Consider the following 20,028-nt stretch of genomic DNA (forward strand, 5'->3'; position numbering starts at 1 on the left):
CCCTTTCAAAATTGTTTTGAAAGGGCTTTTTTGAAAGTCGAATTTTAAGAATTATCTATCCTTTAATTTGAATGTTTGTAACCTCTTTACTTACAACAAGAGAGTTCTCACCATTAAATTTAACATCTTTTAAATCAATATATTCGTTATCAATCTTGATGGATTTCACTTTAAATGGCAATCCGATTAAATTGAGCTTAAAGGTATTGTACGATGTAAAGAACTTTCCTCTTTTATGGATTCTGATAACCAATTTATTATCATTTCCAGTCAAGTTAAACTTTCTTAAACTGTAACGTCCTTTTTTGTAATCAAACCCGTCATTGGCGTCTTCGTACAATTCAGAATCCTCTTTACCGTGTTTATAATACACATCAAGTGTTAACTCATCAATTGTTTTTTCGCCAACATACTGCTGTATGGGGTATTTAGGAATAATAGCACCTGCTTTTACAAAAATGGGCATACTGTCTAAATCGGCATCTACCCAAGTTTCTTTACCACCTGAAACCAACTCATTGGTCCAGAAATTAAACCATTCGCCTTTAGGAATGTACATACGTCTTCCTTTTGCATTTGGCTCGTTAACAGGGCAAATTAACAGCTGGTTACCGCAAATAAACTCATCAATTCTGTAATGTGTTTGAGAATCGTCTTGATCAAATAAAACCAACGATTTTAACATAGGCACATTATCCTGCGAATATTGATGAAACGCGGTATATAAATAAGGTAATAATTGATATCTTATCTCAATAAACTTGCGTACAATATTTGTTATATCGTCATCAAAAGCCCAAGGTTCTTGGTCGCCATGATCTCCAGAGGAATGTGTTCTACAGAATGGGTGGAAAACACCAAGTTGAATCCAACGTGCGAATAATTCGCCATTGGGTTGTTCGGCAAATCCACCAATATCCGATCCGGCAAAAGAGAAGCCCGACATGGCTAAACGCTGCGCTTGGATATTTGCTATTTGTAAATGCTCCCATGATGCTACGTTGTCTCCCATCCAAGTTGAGGTATAACGCTGTGTACCCGAATAAGCCGATCGTGTAATTACAAATGGGCGTTTTGGGTAATTAAACTTTTTTAAACCATGGTAAGTGGCGCGTGCCATTTGCATTCCATAAATGTTATGTGCTTTACGGTGGCTACAAGGATTACCATCGTAATCGTGCCTTACATCGTTAGGAAAGGTTTTTCCGGGAACGTCCATTACGGCGGGTTCGTTCATATCGTTCCAAACACCTTTTACGCCAATATCTTCTATGAGCTCTTTAAATAATCCAGCCCACCATTTTCTAACTTCTGGTCTTGTGAAATCCGGGAAATAACATTCCCCGGGCCATACTTTACCTTTCATGTATGGGCCATCGGCGCGCTTACAGAAATAATCTTTTTCCAAACCTTCGCGGAATACATCGTAATCCATATCGATTTTAATGCCCGGATCGATAATAACCACGGTTTTAAATCCATCATCGGCCAGTTCTTTAACCATGCGTTTTGGATCTGGAAAATAATCTTTGTTCCATGTAAAACAACGGAATCCTTCCATGTAATCGATATCTAAATAAATAGCATCGCAGGGAATATTTAATTCTCTAAATTTTGAGGTGACTTCCTTAACGTTTGATTCCGGGTAGTAACTCCATTTACACTGGTGGTAGCCCAATGCCCAAAGTGGTGGCAATTCGGGTGTACCGGTTAAATCGGTGTAATTTGAAACCACATCCAACATTTTAGGGCCGTAAATAAAGTAATAGTTCATTTCGCCTCCCTGTGCCCAAAAACTGGTTACGTTTCTGCGTTCGTGGCAAAAATCGAAATAGGTTTTAAAGGTGTTGTCAAAGAAAATACCGTAAGATTTATTGTCGTGCAATGCCGTGTAAAACGGTATGGCTTTGTAAATAGGGTCGGTGTCTTTTCCGTAGGCATAAGAATCGGTAGCCCAGTTTTCAAATCGCTTTCCTTTTAGGTTTAAGTGATTTGGTTTATCGCCTAAACCGAAATAGCTTTCTCCGTTTTGGGCGGCTTTACTCATTTTAACAATATCGCCACCTAACTCGTAACTTTCTTCCCAATGGAAGCCTTTTTCGTCTTCGCAGATAAGGGATTTGTCTATGGCATCAAAAATGGATTTTCTTAAATCGGATTTGTAAATGAAGCAGATTAACTTTGATGTGGTAACGATGTATTTTTCATCATCATCTGAAATTTCCAAATGGTTGTAGCCTCTACTTGCATTTTCATCAATAGCATACGAAAAATCATTTTCAAATTTACCAACGGTGGTATATCTAAATCTCAATACGCTATCCCTTAAAACCGTAAGTTGAAGGATAACGTTATTTGTAGTTGAAAAATGCAGAACATCCACATCTTTTTTGTAGGCTTTTATGGTTGCAGGAAACAAGTCTCCTTTGTATTCTAATTGGGTATTTAAAATCATAAATGATTAGCAATTTAATTAATTGCCGAAAGTACTAAAATCATTATATTTTAAAGATGAAATTTCAATAAAAATACGGGGGATTGGTTACATAAAACACAATCAATCAGCAAAATAATTGTGTTTTATGTAAGGGTTGATTATTGTTTGAATTTGAATATGGAAACACCAAGCGGCGAAAGCGTAATTTCTGCCGAATAATCCTTCCCGTTCCAAGTTTGTTTTTTTATGCTAATTTCTTTTGAATTTGAAATACCGCTACCTCCAAAGGCTTTTTCATCGCTATTAAAAACCTCGGTAAGTTGGCCTTTTTTGGTGACGCCAATACGATATTTTTCCCTTACCGTTGGTGTTAAGTTGCAAACTACAACCACATCATCGGTTGATTTTTTTCCTTTTCTGATATACGATAGTACGCAGTTTTCGTGGTCATCGAAACTAATCCACTCAAATCCCTCGTTAGTAAAGGCTTTTTCAAATAAAGCCGGCGTGGTTTTGTACAAGGTGTTCAGGGCTTTAAAAAAGTGCTGAAAGTTTTTATGCGATTTGTATTCCAGTAAATTCCAATCTAAACTATCTTGGAAGTCCCACTCGTTTTGTTGCCCAAATTCGCCGCCCATAAACACTAATTTGGTTCCGGGATGCGTAAACATATAGCTATATAAAAGACGAAGGTTGGCAAAGCGCTGCCACTCGTCACCGGGCATTCTTCCTAAAATAGATTTTTTGCCGTACACCACCTCGTCGTGCGAAAGCGGTAACATAAAGTTTTCTGAAAAGGCATATGCCAAACTGAAAGTAATATCATTTTGGTGGAATTTTCTGTAAATGGGGTCTTTGGCAAAATACTCTAAGGTATCGTGCATCCAACCCATCATCCATTTCATTCCAAAGCCCAAACCACCTAAAAACACGGGTTTGGAAACACCCGGGAATGCCGTCGATTCTTCGGCTATGGTTTGCACATCGGGGAAAGAGCTGTAAATTTCTTCATTCAATTCCTTTAAAAAGCTTATCACGGCTAGGTTTTCCCTGCCACCATATATATTTGGTTCCCACTCGCCATCTTCTCTCGAATAATCTAAAAACAGCATGGAAGCAACGGCATCAACACGTAAACCATCGGCGTGGTATTGATCCATCCAAAACACGGCATTACTTATTAAAAACGAACGCACTTCATTGCGCTCATAATTAAAAATCAAACTTTTCCAATCTTGATGGTAGCCCTTGCGTTTATCGGGGTGTTCGTATAGATTTGAACCATCGAAGAACCCTAGTCCGTGGGCATCTTCCGGGAAATGTGATGGTACCCAGTCTAGAATGATACCTATACCGGCTTGATGGAATTTATCGACTAAATATTTGAATTCCTCGGGATAGCCAAAGCGCGATGTTGGTGCAAAATATCCTGTAACTTGATAACCCCAGGAAGGGTCGTAGGGAAACTCCATAATGGGCATCAACTCAACGTGTGTAAAATTCATCTCCTTTACATAGTTAACCAAATCGTCGGCAAGCTCGTAATAAGACAGAAACCGGTCTTCTTCAACCTGCCTTTTCCAAGAGCCCAAATGGACTTCGTAAACCGAATAAGGCGCATCTAAGGCATTGTGCTTTTTACGCGTTTTCATCCAGTTTTTGTCTTTCCATTTATAATCGTCGTCCCAAACTATGGACCCCGTTTTTGGGTTGTGCTCGTAACGTCTTGCATAGGGGTCGGCTTTTTCGGTTTTAATATCGTTGTTGTTGCTTTGTATTTTATATTTATATATCGCTCCTTTTTCAACCAGCGGGATAAAACCTTCCCAAATACCACTGGAATCCCAACGCACGTTTAATTGGTGCTCGCCTTCCATCCAATAGTTAAAATCGCCAATTACAGAAACCTGTTTTGCCGTAGGTGCCCAAACTGCAAAATATACACCATCAATACCATCAACCGTAATAAGATGAGAACCAAATTTTTTGTAAAGTCTAAAATGTTTTCCGGCTTTAAAAAGGTTGATATCGAATTCTGTAAATAGACTGTGTACTTTTACTTGTGCCATAGATTAATGATTTATTATGTTAGATATTCCTTTTAATGGAATCACTGCCCATTCGGGGCGCGAATTGAGCTCGTAACCCAATTCGTAAACTGCCTTTTCCAATAAGCAGTATTTTAATATAAATATACGTTCTTGATTGTATCCTAAATTCAGATTTGCGTTTTGTGTTTCGGTCACATAGGTGCCTAAAAACAAACCTGTAATGTAGCGGTACAGTACTTCTGAAGCTTTAAATAACGCTTCTTGATTAGCTTTGTAATGGGTTTTGCCATTATTGAATACGGTAGCGTAAATAGCATAGTGAAAGGACCTAAATAAGCCTGCAACGTCTTTTAACGGGGGCTGTTTTACTTTCCGGTCTCGGATGGTGCTTTCGGGTTCGCCTTCAAAATCTATAATATAGAAATCGTTCTGTTTTACTAAAATCTGGCCCAAATGGTAGTCGCCATGAATGCGTATGCGTTCGCCCTTTAATTTGGTCCAATCAAAATCTACAAATCGTTTTCTGATGCGGTTTTTTTTATCGAGAAATTCGTTGGCCAATACCAAGGCCAATCCATCTAATTTGTGCATGTTGTTTTCAATGGCATTGAGCCTGTTTTGAAACTGATGGAGCATTTTGTTTTTCAACCAAACCGAATAATCGCCGTTATAATGTGCCGGGGTAAACGCGGTTTCTTCAAATTCCGAACCCAAAGCAATGTGCATTTCCGCGGTGCGCTTCGCCAAGGTTTTAATTTGATTAAATAAGTTTAAACCAGCCCAATCTATAATTTGTGGTGGTATATCTTGAATGGTTAAGCGTTGATACAATTCGGTGTTTGGAAGGGTATCAATATTTATGTTTTTGTATTCTAAATTTGAAAATACCTTATGCAATTCTTTTAGCATATAGGTCCAAGCGTCGCCTTCGTTAGGGATTAATTCTTGCAAAAGGCCGATGGTTAGGTTGGTGTTTTCAGAATCCACTAAATTTATACTTCCCAAATAAGAAGGGGTGTTTTTGTACTCTTTTTTTTCTGATAAAAACCGACTCATTTCGTAATCGGGATTTTTATCTGCAAAAATGCGTCTGAAAAACTTTAACACATACTTTTCGTTGTAAACCAGCGAGGTGTTGCTCTGTTCCACACCCATACACCTTGACGATTCGTAGGTTTTGTTTTCAAACAAGTGGCTTTTGTGGTATTGTACTTTTGTGGTGTCTTTAGGTTCTGCCGTAGCAATACGCTCAAAAACCAGTTTTCTAAACGCTTCTAAGTTTACGGCATCAATAATATGGCCTTTTCTGTTGTTTATTTCAATAGGAAGAATCCTGTCGTTTTGTGCAAAGTTTTCATCTGTTACAAATGCAATAGGTAAAAAATAGTGCTGATAAAAAGCTTCAACAAAATTAACCTCCAATATCAGTCCGAAATAAATTTCGCCATGTTGTTGAATTTTAAAATATTCAGCGAGTTCTATATATTTCAACTGGCTCGACTTACCGCCGTACCAACGTTGCTTAACCATATAATCTTCTAAAACATCCGATAGAAAAACCTTGACAAACTCGTTGCTATCAAGCAGTTCGTTCCAACTTTTATGAAACTTAAAAGGTTGGTTTATGGCCGATATAGACGCTTGTTCTGGCATACTATTTATTAATCTTGAAAATATGAAAGGGCATGGTAGGGTGCAATTCTACATAGCACCATTCGCTATTCCAATTGTAGCGGCTATCTGTAATTAAATCGTGCATTTCAATATTCTGACCCGCGTGTACCTTTAAATCGTGCAGAGGTACTTGAACGGTGCCTTGTTGCGATCGGTGCGAATCCAGGCTTATAACCACAAAAATTTCATTGGTACGATCGTCGTTCCATTTGTAAAAAGCCATTAAGTTATCGTTTGCTATGTGGCAGAATTTAATGTTATTGGTTTGCTGAAGCGCAGGATTGGTGTGCCTGATATAGTTTATTTTTGCTATAATAGTAATCAGTTTGTTTTGAATGTTCCAATCGTAATGTGTTATTTGGAATTTTTCTGAATTGAGATACTCTTCTTTCCCAAGCAAAGGGCTTGAAAGCATATATTCAAAAACAGGACCGTAAATACCAATACAGGAACTTAAAGTTGCAGCCAGCGCATAGCGCAGTATGTGCATTGACTCGTTTGCACCTTGTAAATGATACGGGTTGATATCTGGTGTATTTGGCCAGAAATTAGGCTGCATATATTGGCTTAACTCGCTTTTGGTCAATTCTTCAATATATTCAATAAGTTCGTGTTTGCTTTCTCGCCAAGTAAAATATGTGTAAGATTGTGTGTAACCTTGTTTTGCAAGTTGCTGCATTACTTTAGGTGCCGTAAAAGCTTCGGCTAAAAAGATAACATCTGGGTGTTTTGCCTTAACCTTGGTAATTATCCAATGCCAAAAATAAAAGGGTTTGGTATGTGGGTTATCCACTCTAAAAATGTGAATGCCGCAATCTATCCAATACATTAAAATATCCAAGCATTCTTTCCAAAGGTTTTTATAATCTTCGCTTTCCCAGTAAATGGGTAAAATATCCTGGTATTTTTTTGGGGGATTTTCAGCATATTGCACGGTGCCGTCCGGTCGCCATTTAAACCATTTTGGGTGGTCTTTAACCCAAGGGTGGTCTGGAGCGGCTTGTAGCGCATAATCCATGGCAATTTCCAAGTTGTTCTCTTTGGCCTTATTAATTAAGGATTTAAAATCGTCAAGCGAACCTAATTCAGGATGGATGTCTTTATGTCCGCCATGTTTAGAACCTACGCCCCAAGTGGAGCCCACATCGCCATCTTTGGCTTCTGTGGTGTTGTTTTTACCTTTTCGGTTAACTTCGCCAATGGGATGGATAGGGGGCAGGTACACCACATCAAACCCCATGTTTTTTATTCTGGGAAGCAAACGCTCGCAATCTTTAAATGTGCCGTGAACACCTTCTTTTTCTGATGCCGAACGCGGAAAGAATTCGTACCACGTACTAAATCGTGCTTTTTTTCTATCGACATAAACGCGAAATTCCTTTGATGCGTTATCAAGGATTTTTACAGGATTGTTATAAAACAGGTCGTACAGTCTTTTTGTGCTGGCTTCGGTAATGGCTTCGCCATAATCGTTTTCATCTTGAAAAATACGATGCAGGTGATTTAAATAAGTTTTATCCTCGGCATTTACTTTATCTACAATGGCCTCAATAAACTGAACGCCTTCCAATAATTCTGAACGCACGTGCTGCCCGTCATTAATTTTTCGGATTAAACCATGCCTCCAATTAAGGGCGTAATCTACCCATGCTTGTACTTTATAGGTATAAAAACCTTGTTTTTCGACAGTAAAAGCGGCTTGCCATTCGTCATTTGACAACAAACGCATTCTTGTTTCCTGCCAATTTTTGGCCTTTTCGTGTTTATATAATACAGATGCTCCAAGCACATCATGCCCATCGGCCATAATGTAGGCCTCTATGTTAACAATTTCGTTTACTACGCGTTTAATATAAAATTCGCCGCCATTAACGCTGGGCGAAACATGGTCTATTACAACTCTTCTTTGGTCTTGCATGTTAGTAGATAATATATATTGCCAATTTAACGGTACACCAAGGTATAACTATATTGGCATAAGAAAAATAAAAGTTTTTTTAGTCTTGGTTTTTTTTCAGTTATCAGAATTATGAGAAGCTTTTTTTAAATTACAAATCCTGGAGGGATTGTAGCTCCTTTTTTGATAATTACAATGCCTTGTTTAATCATATAGGTATCTGTTTCAACTTCTTCTAAATGAGTGCCTCCGTTTATTCTAACATCATCGCCAATGCGGCAGTTTTTATCCAAAATCGCATTTTTTATAAAGCAGCGTTGTCCTATACCCAATAAAACCGGAGTTTTATTTCTATCAATAATTAAATTATTTTCATAGTAGTCCGAACCCATCATATAGGTGTTTATAACCGTAGATTCGTCACCAATTCTAGAACGAATGCCAATAACAGATTGCTCTATTTTAGCAGCACTGATAATACAACCTTCGGCTATTACGGCTTTTTCTAACATGGTGCCTGCCACTTTTGTAGTGGGCAGCATGCGCGCATGGGTGTAAATGCGTTTTTTCTTGTCGTATAAATCGAACTTTGGAATATCGGCAGTAAGCCCAATGTTGGCTTCAAAAAATGAATCTATGTTACCTATATCGGTCCAGTACCCTTCGTATTGGTAACTTAGTGTTTTTTGGCTTTCTATACTTTGAGGAATGATTTCTTTTCCAAAATCATTGGTGTCCGGGTTTTTCATTAACTCGGTTAGTAAATCCCGGTTAAAGATATAAATACCCATTGATGCTAAGTAATCTCTACCCTGGTTTTTCATGTCGTCACTTACTTCCGATGTCCAATCTGGTAATAAACTGGCATCGGGCTTTTCAATAAATGAGGTTATGATATTGGAGTTGTCTGCTTTTAAAATTCCAAATTCCGTGGCTTCTTTTGCCGTAACCGGAATGGTGGCTATTGATATTTTAGCATTGGCTTCCTCATGGGCTTCAATCATTTTTTCATAATCCATTTGGTATAATTGATCGCCGGATAGTATTAAAAAGTAATCGAATTCATGGTTTAAAAAATGGTGCATGCTTTTGCGCACGGCATCGGCAGTACCTTGAAACCAGGTTTTGTGGTTTGGCGTTTGCTCCGCGGCTAAAATGTCGACAAAAGCACTGCTAAAAAAACTAAAATGATAAGTGTTTTTAATATGCTTGTTTAACGAGGCCGAGTTGAATTGCGTTAATACAAACATGCGTTTAATATCCGAATTGATGCAATTTGAGATTGGAATATCTACCAATCTGTATTTTCCGGCAATGGGAACGGCCGGTTTAGATCTTGCTTGTGTTAATGGGTATAATCTTGAGCCTTGGCCGCCACCTAATATTATGGCTAATACTTTGTTGTTTATCATTTTCAGCTGTGGTTTTGTATGTTATAAAATATAGTTTTTAAGAAGACTTGTGCTTCTGTAATTTACAACTTTTATATTAAAGATTTGTATAATTTTTCGACTTGTTTGGCAATGGCAATCCAGTCAAAATGATCTTCAACGCGTTTCCTCCCGTTTTTGGCCATAGTCTCCCTTAAGGCTTTATCGTTAATGACCTTGTTAACGCCATCGGCTAAGTCTTTTGAAAATTTATCGGGATCAATAGGCTCAAAAGGGGCTTCTTTTTGTTGTTCCAAAGGAATTAATAGTCCTGTTTCGCCATGTACAACCACTTCTTTTATACCGCCAACCGCACTGGCTACAACAGCCGTGTTACAAGCCATGGCCTCGATATTTATAATTCCAAATGGCTCATAAATTGAGGGACAGCAAAATACATCGGCATGAGAATATAACTGAATGATTTCTTCTTTGGTAACCATCTTGTCAATCCAAATAACGTTGTCCCTTGTCTTTTTTACCTCGTTAACGGCATCTTCCATTTCTTTACCAATCTCAGGCGTATCCGGCGCTCCGGCACAAAGTACGATTTGCGTGTTTGGGTCGATGTATTTTATGGCATTTACCAAATGAATGATGCCTTTTTGACGCGTAATTCTACCCACAAAAAGGACGTAAGGTTTTGTTTTGTCAACGCCATATTCATCTAAGGTTGAGGTTTCGGAAGTCGTTATGTATTGCTGCAGGTTAATACCGTTGTAAATAACATGTATTTTGCTTTCGTCAACATTAAAATGTTTGATAACATCCTCTTTGGTTTCTTCTGAAACCGCAATTAGGGCATCTGCCATTTCTATGGCTGTTTTTTCAACCCAAGAAGAAGCATCGTAACCTCTGCCCAACTGCTCTCTTTTCCAAGGTCTTAAAGGTTCTAAGGAATGCGTTGTAATAACAAGCGGCGTGCCGTAGCACAATTTAGCAACTATACCTGCAAAATGGGCGTACCAAGTATGGCAATGCACCACATCGGCATCAATGGGGTCTGCATTCATGTGTAAGCATGTGCTCAGTGTTTTAAATACGGATTTTAGTTTATCCTCCGAGTTTTTAAACACACCGTCATCAAACGGAAAGCCTTTTACTGTTAAATTATCCGATGTGCTATTTTGGTCTCCAAAACATCTTACATCCACTTCCATGAGTTTGGCCAATTCGCCTGCTAAATACTCAACATGAACTCCTGCGCCACCATAAACATAAGGTGGAAATTCTCTAGTGTAAAAAAGTGCTTTCATCTATTGGTCTTTAATTGTTTTTATTGAATTAATAAAGATGCCATGCGCAAAACAAAATAATATTTTCAAACTCATTTAGTTATGCCCATTTCATATCAAATGGTTCAGTAAAACATCAAAAAAATGCAATTACAAAAGCTATAAATCAATTGAAAACCAAACTATGGGTTTCCTTAAAACAATAAAAAATGTTAATAACAATGAATGGCTTGATGTAAAAAAAATTTAAAATTTGGCATGAGTTAAACACAGTGTTTTTAAGTGTTTGTTGAAAGTTTAACCATTAATGATGTTTACTATGTTATAAACATACAAAATAATTGTTAACAATTTTAGGGTAATTTTATTTTTACGAAAAAAAAGGTATTCGCCCGATTAAAGGAAATTATCAATAAAAAAAGATTGGAAAATTCCATTTTTACTTTAATTCCTGCAATCAAATATTAAGGCACATCCGGTAGGGACTATTGGGTTTTAAAAATAAATAAATCGCCAATAATTTAATGAATTAACAGGTAAACCCTTAAAGTTTTAAGTACTTGCAAGCGTATTTAATCATTCAGCTTTAAAACCGCCATAAAAGCTTGTTGTGGGATTTCTACATTACCCACTTGTCGCATACGTTTTTTACCTTTTTTCTGTTTTTCAAGAAGTTTACGCTTTCGCGAAATATCGCCACCGTAACATTTAGCGGTTACATCTTTACGGAGTGCTTTAATGGTTTCCCTGGAAATAATTTTGGCTCCAATAGCCGCTTGAATAGGAATATCGAACTGTTGGCGTGGAATTAATTCCTTGAGTTTCTCGCACATTTTTTTACCAATGTTCTGAGCGTTATCGGCATGTATTAAAGCCGAAAGGGCATCAACAGGCAATGCATTTAACAGAATATCCAAACGCACCAATTTTGATGTTTTCATACCTATAGGCGAATAATCAAAGGATGCGTAGCCTTTTGAAACCGTTTTTAAACGATCGTAGAAATCGAAAACAATTTCCGCCAAAGGCATTTCAAAAGTCAATTCAACACGCTCTGGCGTTAAATAGGTTTGATTGATAATGATACCGCGTTTTTCAATACACAGCGACATGACGTTTCCAACAAAATCCGCTTTGGTAATAATAGTGGCTTTTATATAGGGTTCTTCAACACGGTTTATGGTTGAAGGATCTGGTAAATCGGACGGGTTATTTACAACAAAAGCCTCGTCTGGGTTTTTGTTTGTATAGGCGTAGTACGATACGTTGGGTACGGTTGTAATCACCGTCATATCAAACTCGCGCTCTAAACGTTCTTGGATAATTTCCATGTGAAGCATGCCTAAAAACCCACAACGGAAACCAAAACCTAATGCCGCTGAACTTTCAGGTTGAAATACCAGGGAAGCATCATTTAACTGAAGCTTTTCCATCGAGGCTCTCAACTCTTCATAATCTTCTGTGTCAACAGGGTAAATACCAGCAAATACCATAGGTTTTACATCTTCAAAACCTTCAACAATATTGGTGGTTGGTTTGGCAAAATCGGTAATGGTATCACCTACTTTTACTTCTTTGGCGGTTTTAATGCCGGTAATTAAATAACCAACATCACCAGCTTTTACACTTTGTTTGGCAACTTGACTTAGTTTTAAGGTTCCCACCTCGTCGGCATAATAATCCTTACCTGTGGCAACAAATTTTATGTGTTGGCCTTTTTTTATTTCGCCGTTAAAAACCCTAAAATACGTTTCAATACCTCTAAATGTGTTGTAAACCGAATCGAAAATTAAAGCTTGCAATGGTGCATTGGGGTCGCCTTTTGGCGCAGGAACACGATCGATAATGGCTTTTAAAATATTGTCGACACCAAAACCAGTTTTTCCACTGGCGTGAATTACTTCTTCGGGGTCGCAACCTAATAAATCTACAATATCATCGGTAACTTCATCTGGGTTAGCACTCGGTAAATCAACTTTGTTTAAAATTGGAATAATCTCCAAATCGTTTTCCAACGCCAAATATAAATTGGAAATGGTTTGCGCTTGTATGCTTTGTGCCGCATCAACAATAAGCAACGCCCCTTCGCAGGCTGCAATGGATCGTGATACCTCGTAACTAAAATCGACATGCCCAGGGGTGTCAATTAAATTGAGAACATATTTTTCGCCATTAAGCTCATAATCCATTTGAATGGCGTGCGATTTTATGGTAATCCCACGTTCGCGCTCCAAATCCATGCTATCCAGTAATTGGTCCTGTTTTTCCCTAGCGGTAACAGAGCCTGTGTAGTCCAACAAACGGTCTGCCAAGGTGCTTTTACCGTGGTCTATATGTGCAATAATGCAAAAGTTTCTAATATTCTTCATAGTCAACAATCTTCATAAAAAGATTTTGCAAATATAGATGATTTTATCTGGATATATTTATTGTTTTTAGGGTATTGAAGGGCACTTTTATAAATATTTCATTCATTTTCAATACTTTTGCAATCCAAAATATACTAGTGGTAAAAATAGATAACATAGAACTCCCTGATTTTCCGTTGCTTTTAGCGCCTATGGAAGATGTTAGCGATCCGCCATTTCGTGCGTTGTGCAAAGAACAGGGCGCCGATGTGGTGTATACCGAGTTTGTATCGAGCGAAGGCTTAATACGCAACGCCGCGAAAAGCGTTATGAAGCTTGATATTTATGAAAAAGAACGGCCTGTTGGTATTCAAATATTCGGTGCGAATTTAGACAGTATGCTGCAAACCATCGATATTGTTTCGGCATCAAACCCGGATATTATCGATATTAATTTTGGTTGCCCCGTAAAAAAGGTGGTGAGCAAAGGCGCGGGCGCAGGAATTTTAAAAGATGTCTGCCTGATGGAAAGCCTTACTGCCGAAATGGTAAAGCGCACCAACATTCCCATTACCGTAAAAACGCGTTTGGGCTGGGACCACGATTCCATAAAAATTGTTGAGGTTGCCGAACGTTTGCAGGATGTGGGCTGTAAAGCTATTGCGATACACGGGCGTACACGAGCCCAAATGTATAAAGGCGATGCCGACTGGAAACCGATTGCCGATGTAAAAAACAACCCGCGCATGCATATTCCAGTGTTTGGAAATGGTGATATTACATCGCCCGAAAAAGCCATGGAAATGCGCGATAGTTACGGATTGGATGGCGCCATGATTGGTCGTGCCAGCATTGGCAACCCGTGGTTTTTTAAACAGGTAAAACACTTTTTTAAAATCGGCGAACATTTAGCACCCATTTCTTTGGAAGAACGTGTTGAAGCGGCTCGCCGCCACTTACAAATGGCTATAGATTGGAAAGGCGAAACTTTGGGTGTTTTTGAAACCCGCCGCCATTACACCAACTACTTTAAAGGAATCCCGCATTTTAAGGAGCACCGCATGAAAATGGTAACCAGCGACGCCTCCAAAGATGTGTTTGCTGCTTTTGATGCCGTGTTGGAAAAGTTTGCGGGCTATGAGTTTGTGGAGTAGTTTTTAGGACACGAATTTCACTAATTTTCACGAATAAAAATTTCAATATGTTTTTGGGCAAATGGCAAGCCACCGCGCTATCCGTTACTAGTTTTGGTTCGATGCTCGCCTCGCCAAAAGCTAACCACTGCTATCGCTTTTGCGCGTGTTTGCTAAGGTTTGGTTTAAATTTTTAATTTGCTATTTCTTTCAATCTTTTTTTCAGAAGGTTAAATCTTTCTTTACCTAAATCGGTAGCCCTCAAAACAGCTGTTTTATCTTGATAAAGCTCGTAGTCTTTAAATTCAGTTATTTCTCTAGCTTTATCGCTTATGAACTCATAAAGATATTGTGAGCCACTTCTATAGTTTTTAAATGAATAGTTTTCACTTAGTTCCCAAAATAACCTTCCCATTGAATAATTTTCAATACTTTCTAAAATTTGAGAAAAACAATTGTCATTATATTCGGATTCTACCATAATTCTTATTTCTTTCAGAGTATCTTTATATTCATTTTGATCCTCATTGAATTCTAGTTTCACCCCAATTTCATGATTGTTTATTTGAGAATATTCGTATAAATTCATTGAAGAAATTACAGCAACATCTTGATTGAGATAGATTTTTGAATGTAAGTTTTTTATTGAGAATATTTTTAAATTTTTGAATGATTTTAACCAAATCAAATCTTGACTTTTAAGTTGATTCTCTCTGTAAATTAAATAAGCGTTATCGACTTTTTTAAAAGCGTCTGAAAGTCTAACTTTCAGTCTTTGGTTTAGTTTTAAGTATGGTGATACTAGAATTAGCTTTTTTTCAGCGCTATTTAATATTTCCTCTATTTCATTGGAAATTTTTGTTGTTCCGATTACTTTCAATTTATAAGCAGGTTTTTTTGAGTTAGGTTTATTAAGAACAAAAATAAGCGTTTGCTATAACAAATGAAACTAAGATTCTATTAAAAAACAAAGTTTACAAACACGCTCGCGAGAAGGATTGAGTAACTTGTTTGAGCTCTTTTTTGTTTTTTCAAAAAAAGCGAGTTGTGAAAGCCTGTTTGCCATTTTTATGGCAACTCGCCATAAACCGTTTTAATTATTGCGTCTGCACCAGTGCTTTTGTAATGCGCGCCGATGCTATTTTTGAGGCCAAAATCCCTAAAACAGAAATGGTTATAAATACGATAAATAAGTTTTCGGTTTTAATGGTTACGGGATAAGCCAACGATGGTGTTATCATGACCAAATCGAACATGATTTGAAGCACCAAAATTATTAAGGCTAAGCCCAGGCCAACCAATCCGCCCAAAACCGACATTAATGTGCCTTGTAGAAAGAATATTTTCCGAATATCCTTAATCGTAGCACCTAAATTAAAAAGGGTGTTGAGCGATTTTTTTTTGTCTAAAATCATCATAATAATAGACCCGATCACATTAAATAAAGCGATGATTAAAACCAAGGTGAAAATTAAGTAAACCGCTAAATTTTCGGTGTTGAGCATTTTGTACAGGGCGTCGTTAAGTTGGGCGCGGTTTTTTATAACAACCCTGTCGCCCAAAACGGTTTGGATGGCTTCTTTAGCCTGAAGCTCGTCTGCCCCTTGTTTTAGTTTAAATTCAATTGATGATACTTGGTTGGGCTTATAGTTTAAAAGATTTTGCGCTAAATTTATAGACGTAAAAACATAGGTATCGTTTAGGGTTTCGTTAATATCAAAAACCCCAACATTAGTGGCGTTAACGGTGTTAAAGGCGTTTTTGGCCGATGTAATTTGCCCTGTTCCGGGTTTGGGCACATATAGGTTTATGGGTTTGGCATAATTTAAAACGCCAAAAGACAGGTTGTTGGAAATGCCCCAGCCCACTACAATCTGGTTGGTTTTTTGCTCAAGCCAACTGCCTTGTGAGATCACGGAATCGATGGCAACAACGTTTTTAAAATGGGCATCAACACCTTTTATGGTGGCCAAATAGTTTTTATCGTTCGAGGCTACAATAACACGTTCTTCAATAACTTGTGAGAATTCTGCAATCGCTTCTAAATCGTTTAATTTGTTAAGGTCTTCGTCAGTGATAAAAAAAGATTTCCCAACGGCGGTTTCGGCTTTTAAATCGGGGTCGACAATAGTTGAGAATTGCAGTGTAAAATCTTTTAAACCCGCAAAACCAGAAAGCACTATAAATAAAGACGCTGCACCCAGAATTATGCCAATAACCGCAATAATGCTAATAATATTTATGGCGTTGTTGCTGCTTTTTGAGCGTAAATAACGTTTAGCGATATACAGTGAAACATTCATGATTTAAATATAAAAAGAAAAATGAGTTTTACTCGATAATGGAGATTTGAAATGCTCACATACTTACTCGAAATCAAAATTGGTTTCCGGCAAATACGCTCGTGTGCCTGCACGGGATTGGTTTACTTTAAAGTATTTTACTTTTAGGAATTTAAAAACCGACTACGATTTTTTTCGTTTATCGAGAATTGAAGGGTCTTTTATTGGGTTTTCCTCGCCTTTTAATGACTTATCAATTTGGTCGATATACTCTAAAGAATCATCAATAAAAAACTCTAATCTAGGCATGCGCCTTAATTGGTTTTTGGTACGCTGCGCCAATTCGTGCCTAATTAATGGCGCATTGGATTTTATGCCATCAATAAGTGCTGCGCCTTTGTTGTTGGGAAAAATACTTAAATATACTTTAGCCACAGAGAGGTCTACCGTAACTTTTACTTTGGTTACCGAAATCAGTACGCCTTGCATGCCGCCTTGGGTCGCTGCGTTTTGTAACACATCAACCAAATCGCGTTGTAAAACCGATCCTATTTTTTTTTGTCTTTGACTTTCTTCTTCCACAGAATAAAATTACTATTAAAAATGCAAAAATAGCGGATATTTAAAGATTATCTTACTTTTGATTTGTAAAATATGTATTTTAAACCAAAAGAAGTTTACATGAATAAGATTGAGCATATTGGCATAGCTGTAAAAAACCTTGATGATTCGAATGAATTATTCTCTAAATTATTCGGAAAATCACACTATAAAATAGAAAAAGTAGCCAGCGAAGGCGTAAACACCTCGTTTTTTAAAGTGGGCGAAAACAAAATTGAACTATTGGAAGCCTCGCATGAAGACAGTCCCATCGCCAAGTTTATTGCCAAAAAAGGCGAGGGCATACACCATATAGCTTTTGATGTAGATGATATTGATGCCGAAATTAAACGCCTTAAAAATGAAGGCTTTAAAGTGTTGAATGAAACACCCAAAAAAGGTGCGGACAACAAGTTGGTGGCTTTTTTACATCCAAAATCTTCAAATGGTGTGTTAATTGAGTTGTGTCAAACTATAAAGCCTTAAAAATTCTTGTAGAGTTATAAAATATGTATTAATATTGCACCCTCTTTTAAAGAGAAATGTTAGCGAAAGCCAACAGGTCCTATAACTCAGTTGGTTAGAGTATCTGACTCATAATCAGAAAGTCCCTGGTTCGAGCCCAGGTGGGACCACTTCTAGAAATTGCAAAAGCCTTACAGAAATGTGGGGCTTTTTTATTTTATAACATGGTGTTAATCAAACCTGTAATTAAATTTTGTTTTGTTAGCAAATTATATATATTTGTTTTGTGAATAAAAAAATTGAGGGATCATTTTTTTGGCTCATATAATTTTATAAGAAAATGTGCGTTTTTCAATAAACGAGTTACAAGGTAAATAGTGTGTTTCATCGATGATTTTTAACGTTTCATGGATGTTTTTCCGTTAATAATTGTATATTTGTTTTGCTAACTCGCTTTTTTTTATACATTTGCGTACCAATGACGATACAAAATAAAAGAATATTTGCCTCAATCTTATTTGTATTAATAAGTTTTGTGTGTGTTGCCCAAGGCAGTGAACCACCACCACCCGGACCGCCACCACCACCTGGTACTCCAATAGATGGAGGGTTACTTACGGGCGCTTGTTTTGCCTTATTTTACGGTGTTAAAAAACTACTTAAAAAAAGCTAGTAGTTATTTTAGCAGGTTCAGCTCTAAGAGTTTTGTAACGTATTTTCCTAAAACATCAAATTCTAAATTTACAACAGTCCCAATTTTTAGGGTGTTAAAATTTGTGTGCTCATAAGTGTACGGAATAATGGCAACACTAAAGCTGTCTTTTTTAGAGTTAACAACGGTTAAGCTCGTGCCGTTAATGGTTATCGAACCCTTTTCAATAGTGATATTATTTAGGGTGGCATCATAATTAAAGGTAAACACCCAACTTCCCTTTTCTTCTTTAATATCGGTGCAAACCGCTGTTTGATCTACATGACCCTGTACAATATGTCCATCAAGCCTATCGCCAAGTTTCATGGCGCGTTCAAGGTTTACCTTATCGTTAATCTTCAACGTTTCTAAATTCGATTTGTCTAAAGTTTCTTTAATCGCCGTAACGGTGTATACATCATCATTAATTTCAACAACCGTTAAACAAACACCATTATGCGCAACGCTTTGGTCTATTTTTAACTCAGAAGTAATCGCACTTTGTACTGAAATGTGAAGGTTATTCAATTCCTTTTTCAAATGCGTTACAACACCTACATCTTCAATAATTCCTGTAAACATAATATTATCTGTTTATTTGGTTAAATTTGCATCTATAAATGAGTTCATTTAAATGAAAGTCAAAATTACAAACAATAGTTGTTATTTTTTATGAAGAACGCAGAAAATATAATTGTAGGCATATCGATAGGTGACCTAAATGGCATTGGTGGCGAAATTGTTTTAAAAACATTTGAAGATAATAGGTTTCTGGATTTTTGCACGCCTGTAATTTTTGCTTCTGCCAAAACCATGGGCTTTTTAAAAACACATTTTAAATCGGAAATTCATTTTAATAACATTAATAATATAGAACAATTAGCTATTGGAAAAGTTAATGTGTTTAATTGCTGGAACGAGCCTGTAAAAATCGAGTTTGGAAAAGAAAACCCTAAAATTGGGGAATACGCCATAAAATCGTTAGAAGCGGCAACAAAGGCATTAAAGAACGATGCTATTGACGTTTTGGTAACCGCGCCAATAAACAAACATAACATACAATCTGAAACCTTTAATTTTCCGGGACATACCGATTATTTGGCACAAGAATTAGAAGGCGAAAGCCTAATGTTTATGGTAAACGACAGCTTAAGAGTTGGTTTGCTAACCGATCATGTTCCTGTAAAAGACATTGTTAATCATATTTCTGAAGAACTCATCATTAAAAAGATAAATACCGTTTATAAATCGCTTGAAAAAGATTTTAAAATACGAAGACCGAAAATTGCAGTTTTAGGAATCAATCCGCATACCGGCGACAACGGTGTTATTGGCAATGAAGATGATGCTGTTTTAAGGCCAACCCTTAAAAAAATTAAAGATGGTGGCAAACTGGTTTACGGGCCTTATGCCGCCGATAGTTTTTTTGGCTCCAACAATTATAAAAATTTCGATGCCATTATAGCCAGCTATCACGACCAAGGCTTAATTCCTTTTAAAACGCTGTCTTTTGGCCAAGGTGTTAATTATACCGCGGGCTTAAACAAGGTTAGAACCTCGCCAGACCACGGTACGGCATACGAAATTGCAGGACAAGGTAAAGCCGATGAAAACTCATTTAAAGAGGCTATTTTTACGGCAATAAAGATTTTTAGAAACAGATTGGAGTACGATGAGATTACATCAAATCGGTTAAAAAAAGCACCAAAAAAGATATAAACAAAAAAATGTTTATAAGTAGAGTTGCGTAAATAAAAAAGTTATATATTTGCAGGCTCAAAATAG

The 20,028-nt window shown here is 37.2% G+C and carries 15 protein-coding genes and 1 tRNA gene; 5 read left to right on the forward strand and 11 right to left on the reverse strand.

All coding sequences use genetic code 11. The features are described from left to right. Positions 1-55: 55 nt before the first annotated feature. The 7 genes from RNZ47_RS02990 to lepA form a co-directional block, all read right to left on the reverse strand. Positions 56-2,455, reverse strand: a complete 2,400-nt coding sequence (locus tag RNZ47_RS02990; RefSeq protein ID WP_311936155.1) for a glycoside hydrolase family 31 protein — start codon at positions 2,453-2,455, stop codon at positions 56-58. A 140-nt stretch (positions 2,456-2,595) separates the two neighbouring features. Further along, positions 2,596-4,506: a 1,4-alpha-glucan branching protein GlgB gene (glgB, locus tag RNZ47_RS02995; RefSeq protein ID WP_311936157.1), complete on the reverse strand. Its 1,911-nt coding sequence runs from the start codon at positions 4,504-4,506 to the stop codon at positions 2,596-2,598. A gap of 3 nt (positions 4,507-4,509) precedes the next feature. Beyond that, entirely contained in the window at positions 4,510-6,141 is a 1,632-nt protein-coding gene (locus RNZ47_RS03000) for a trehalose synthase (protein WP_311936162.1), read from the reverse strand. Between the two features lies 1 nt (position 6,142). Next, entirely contained in the window at positions 6,143-8,080 is a 1,938-nt protein-coding gene (locus RNZ47_RS03005; RefSeq protein ID WP_311936166.1) for an alpha-1,4-glucan--maltose-1-phosphate maltosyltransferase, read from the reverse strand. 125 nt (positions 8,081-8,205) lie between these two features. Then, positions 8,206-9,471 carry a glucose-1-phosphate adenylyltransferase gene (locus RNZ47_RS03010; protein ID WP_311936170.1) on the reverse strand — a complete coding sequence of 422 codons (1,266 nt, stop codon included), beginning with the start codon at positions 9,469-9,471 and terminating at the stop codon, positions 8,206-8,208. 71 nt (positions 9,472-9,542) lie between these two features. Beyond that, positions 9,543-10,745 carry a glycogen synthase gene (gene glgA, locus RNZ47_RS03015; protein WP_311936173.1) on the reverse strand — a complete coding sequence of 401 codons (1,203 nt, stop codon included), beginning with the start codon at positions 10,743-10,745 and terminating at the stop codon, positions 9,543-9,545. 551 nt (positions 10,746-11,296) lie between these two features. Next, complete coding sequence (lepA, locus tag RNZ47_RS03020; RefSeq protein ID WP_311936175.1) at positions 11,297-13,093, reverse strand: translation elongation factor 4; 1,797 nt, start codon at positions 13,091-13,093, stop codon at positions 11,297-11,299. Between the two features lie 137 nt (positions 13,094-13,230). On the opposite strand from lepA, the gene dusB reads away from it, so the two are divergent. Beyond that, entirely contained in the window at positions 13,231-14,226 is a 996-nt protein-coding gene (gene dusB, locus RNZ47_RS03025) for a tRNA dihydrouridine synthase DusB (protein WP_311936178.1), read from the forward strand. Positions 14,227-14,398: 172 nt separating this feature from the next. Here dusB and RNZ47_RS03030 read toward each other — a convergent pair whose 3' ends face one another. The 3 genes from RNZ47_RS03030 to rbfA all read right to left on the reverse strand — a co-directional run bounded on the left by RNZ47_RS03030 (position 14,399) and on the right by rbfA (position 17,069). Further along, complete coding sequence (locus RNZ47_RS03030; RefSeq protein WP_311936181.1) at positions 14,399-15,085, reverse strand: phospholipase D family protein; 687 nt, start codon at positions 15,083-15,085, stop codon at positions 14,399-14,401. 217 nt (positions 15,086-15,302) lie between these two features. Beyond that, a complete protein-coding gene (locus RNZ47_RS03035; protein ID WP_311936183.1) occupies positions 15,303-16,508 on the reverse strand; it encodes an ABC transporter permease in 1,206 nt (401 codons plus the stop codon). 162 nt (positions 16,509-16,670) lie between these two features. Then, positions 16,671-17,069 (reverse strand): 30S ribosome-binding factor RbfA, encoded by a 399-nt coding sequence (gene rbfA / locus RNZ47_RS03040; RefSeq protein WP_311936185.1) that lies wholly within the window; start codon positions 17,067-17,069, stop codon positions 16,671-16,673. A 99-nt stretch (positions 17,070-17,168) separates the two neighbouring features. Here rbfA and mce point away from each other — a divergent pair, with 99 nt between their 5' ends. The 3 genes from mce to RNZ47_RS16290 all read left to right on the forward strand — a co-directional run bounded on the left by mce (position 17,169) and on the right by RNZ47_RS16290 (position 18,225). Then, entirely contained in the window at positions 17,169-17,573 is a 405-nt protein-coding gene (gene mce / locus RNZ47_RS03045) for a methylmalonyl-CoA epimerase (protein WP_311936188.1), read from the forward strand. A 75-nt stretch (positions 17,574-17,648) separates the two neighbouring features. Then, positions 17,649-17,722: transfer RNA gene (locus tag RNZ47_RS03050), tRNA-Ile, on the forward strand. Positions 17,723-18,030: 308 nt separating this feature from the next. Then, positions 18,031-18,225: an Fjoh_0651 family PID-CTERM protein gene (locus RNZ47_RS16290; RefSeq protein ID WP_512699391.1), complete on the forward strand. Its 195-nt coding sequence runs from the start codon at positions 18,031-18,033 to the stop codon at positions 18,223-18,225. A 3-nt stretch (positions 18,226-18,228) separates the two neighbouring features. Here RNZ47_RS16290 and RNZ47_RS03055 read toward each other — a convergent pair whose 3' ends face one another. Then, positions 18,229-18,825: a riboflavin synthase gene (locus RNZ47_RS03055; protein WP_311936190.1), complete on the reverse strand. Its 597-nt coding sequence runs from the start codon at positions 18,823-18,825 to the stop codon at positions 18,229-18,231. A gap of 90 nt (positions 18,826-18,915) precedes the next feature. Between RNZ47_RS03055 and pdxA the strand changes: the two genes are divergently transcribed. Then, the gene (gene pdxA, locus RNZ47_RS03060) at positions 18,916-19,962 is read left to right on the forward strand and encodes a 4-hydroxythreonine-4-phosphate dehydrogenase PdxA (RefSeq protein WP_311936193.1); all 1,047 of its coding nucleotides are present in this window, start codon (positions 18,916-18,918) and stop codon (positions 19,960-19,962) included. Positions 19,963-20,028: the final 66 nt, after the last annotated feature.

It is taken from the genome of Hwangdonia seohaensis (assembly GCF_031932625.1).
Classification (GTDB): Bacteria; Bacteroidota; Bacteroidia; order Flavobacteriales; family Flavobacteriaceae; genus Hwangdonia; species Hwangdonia seohaensis.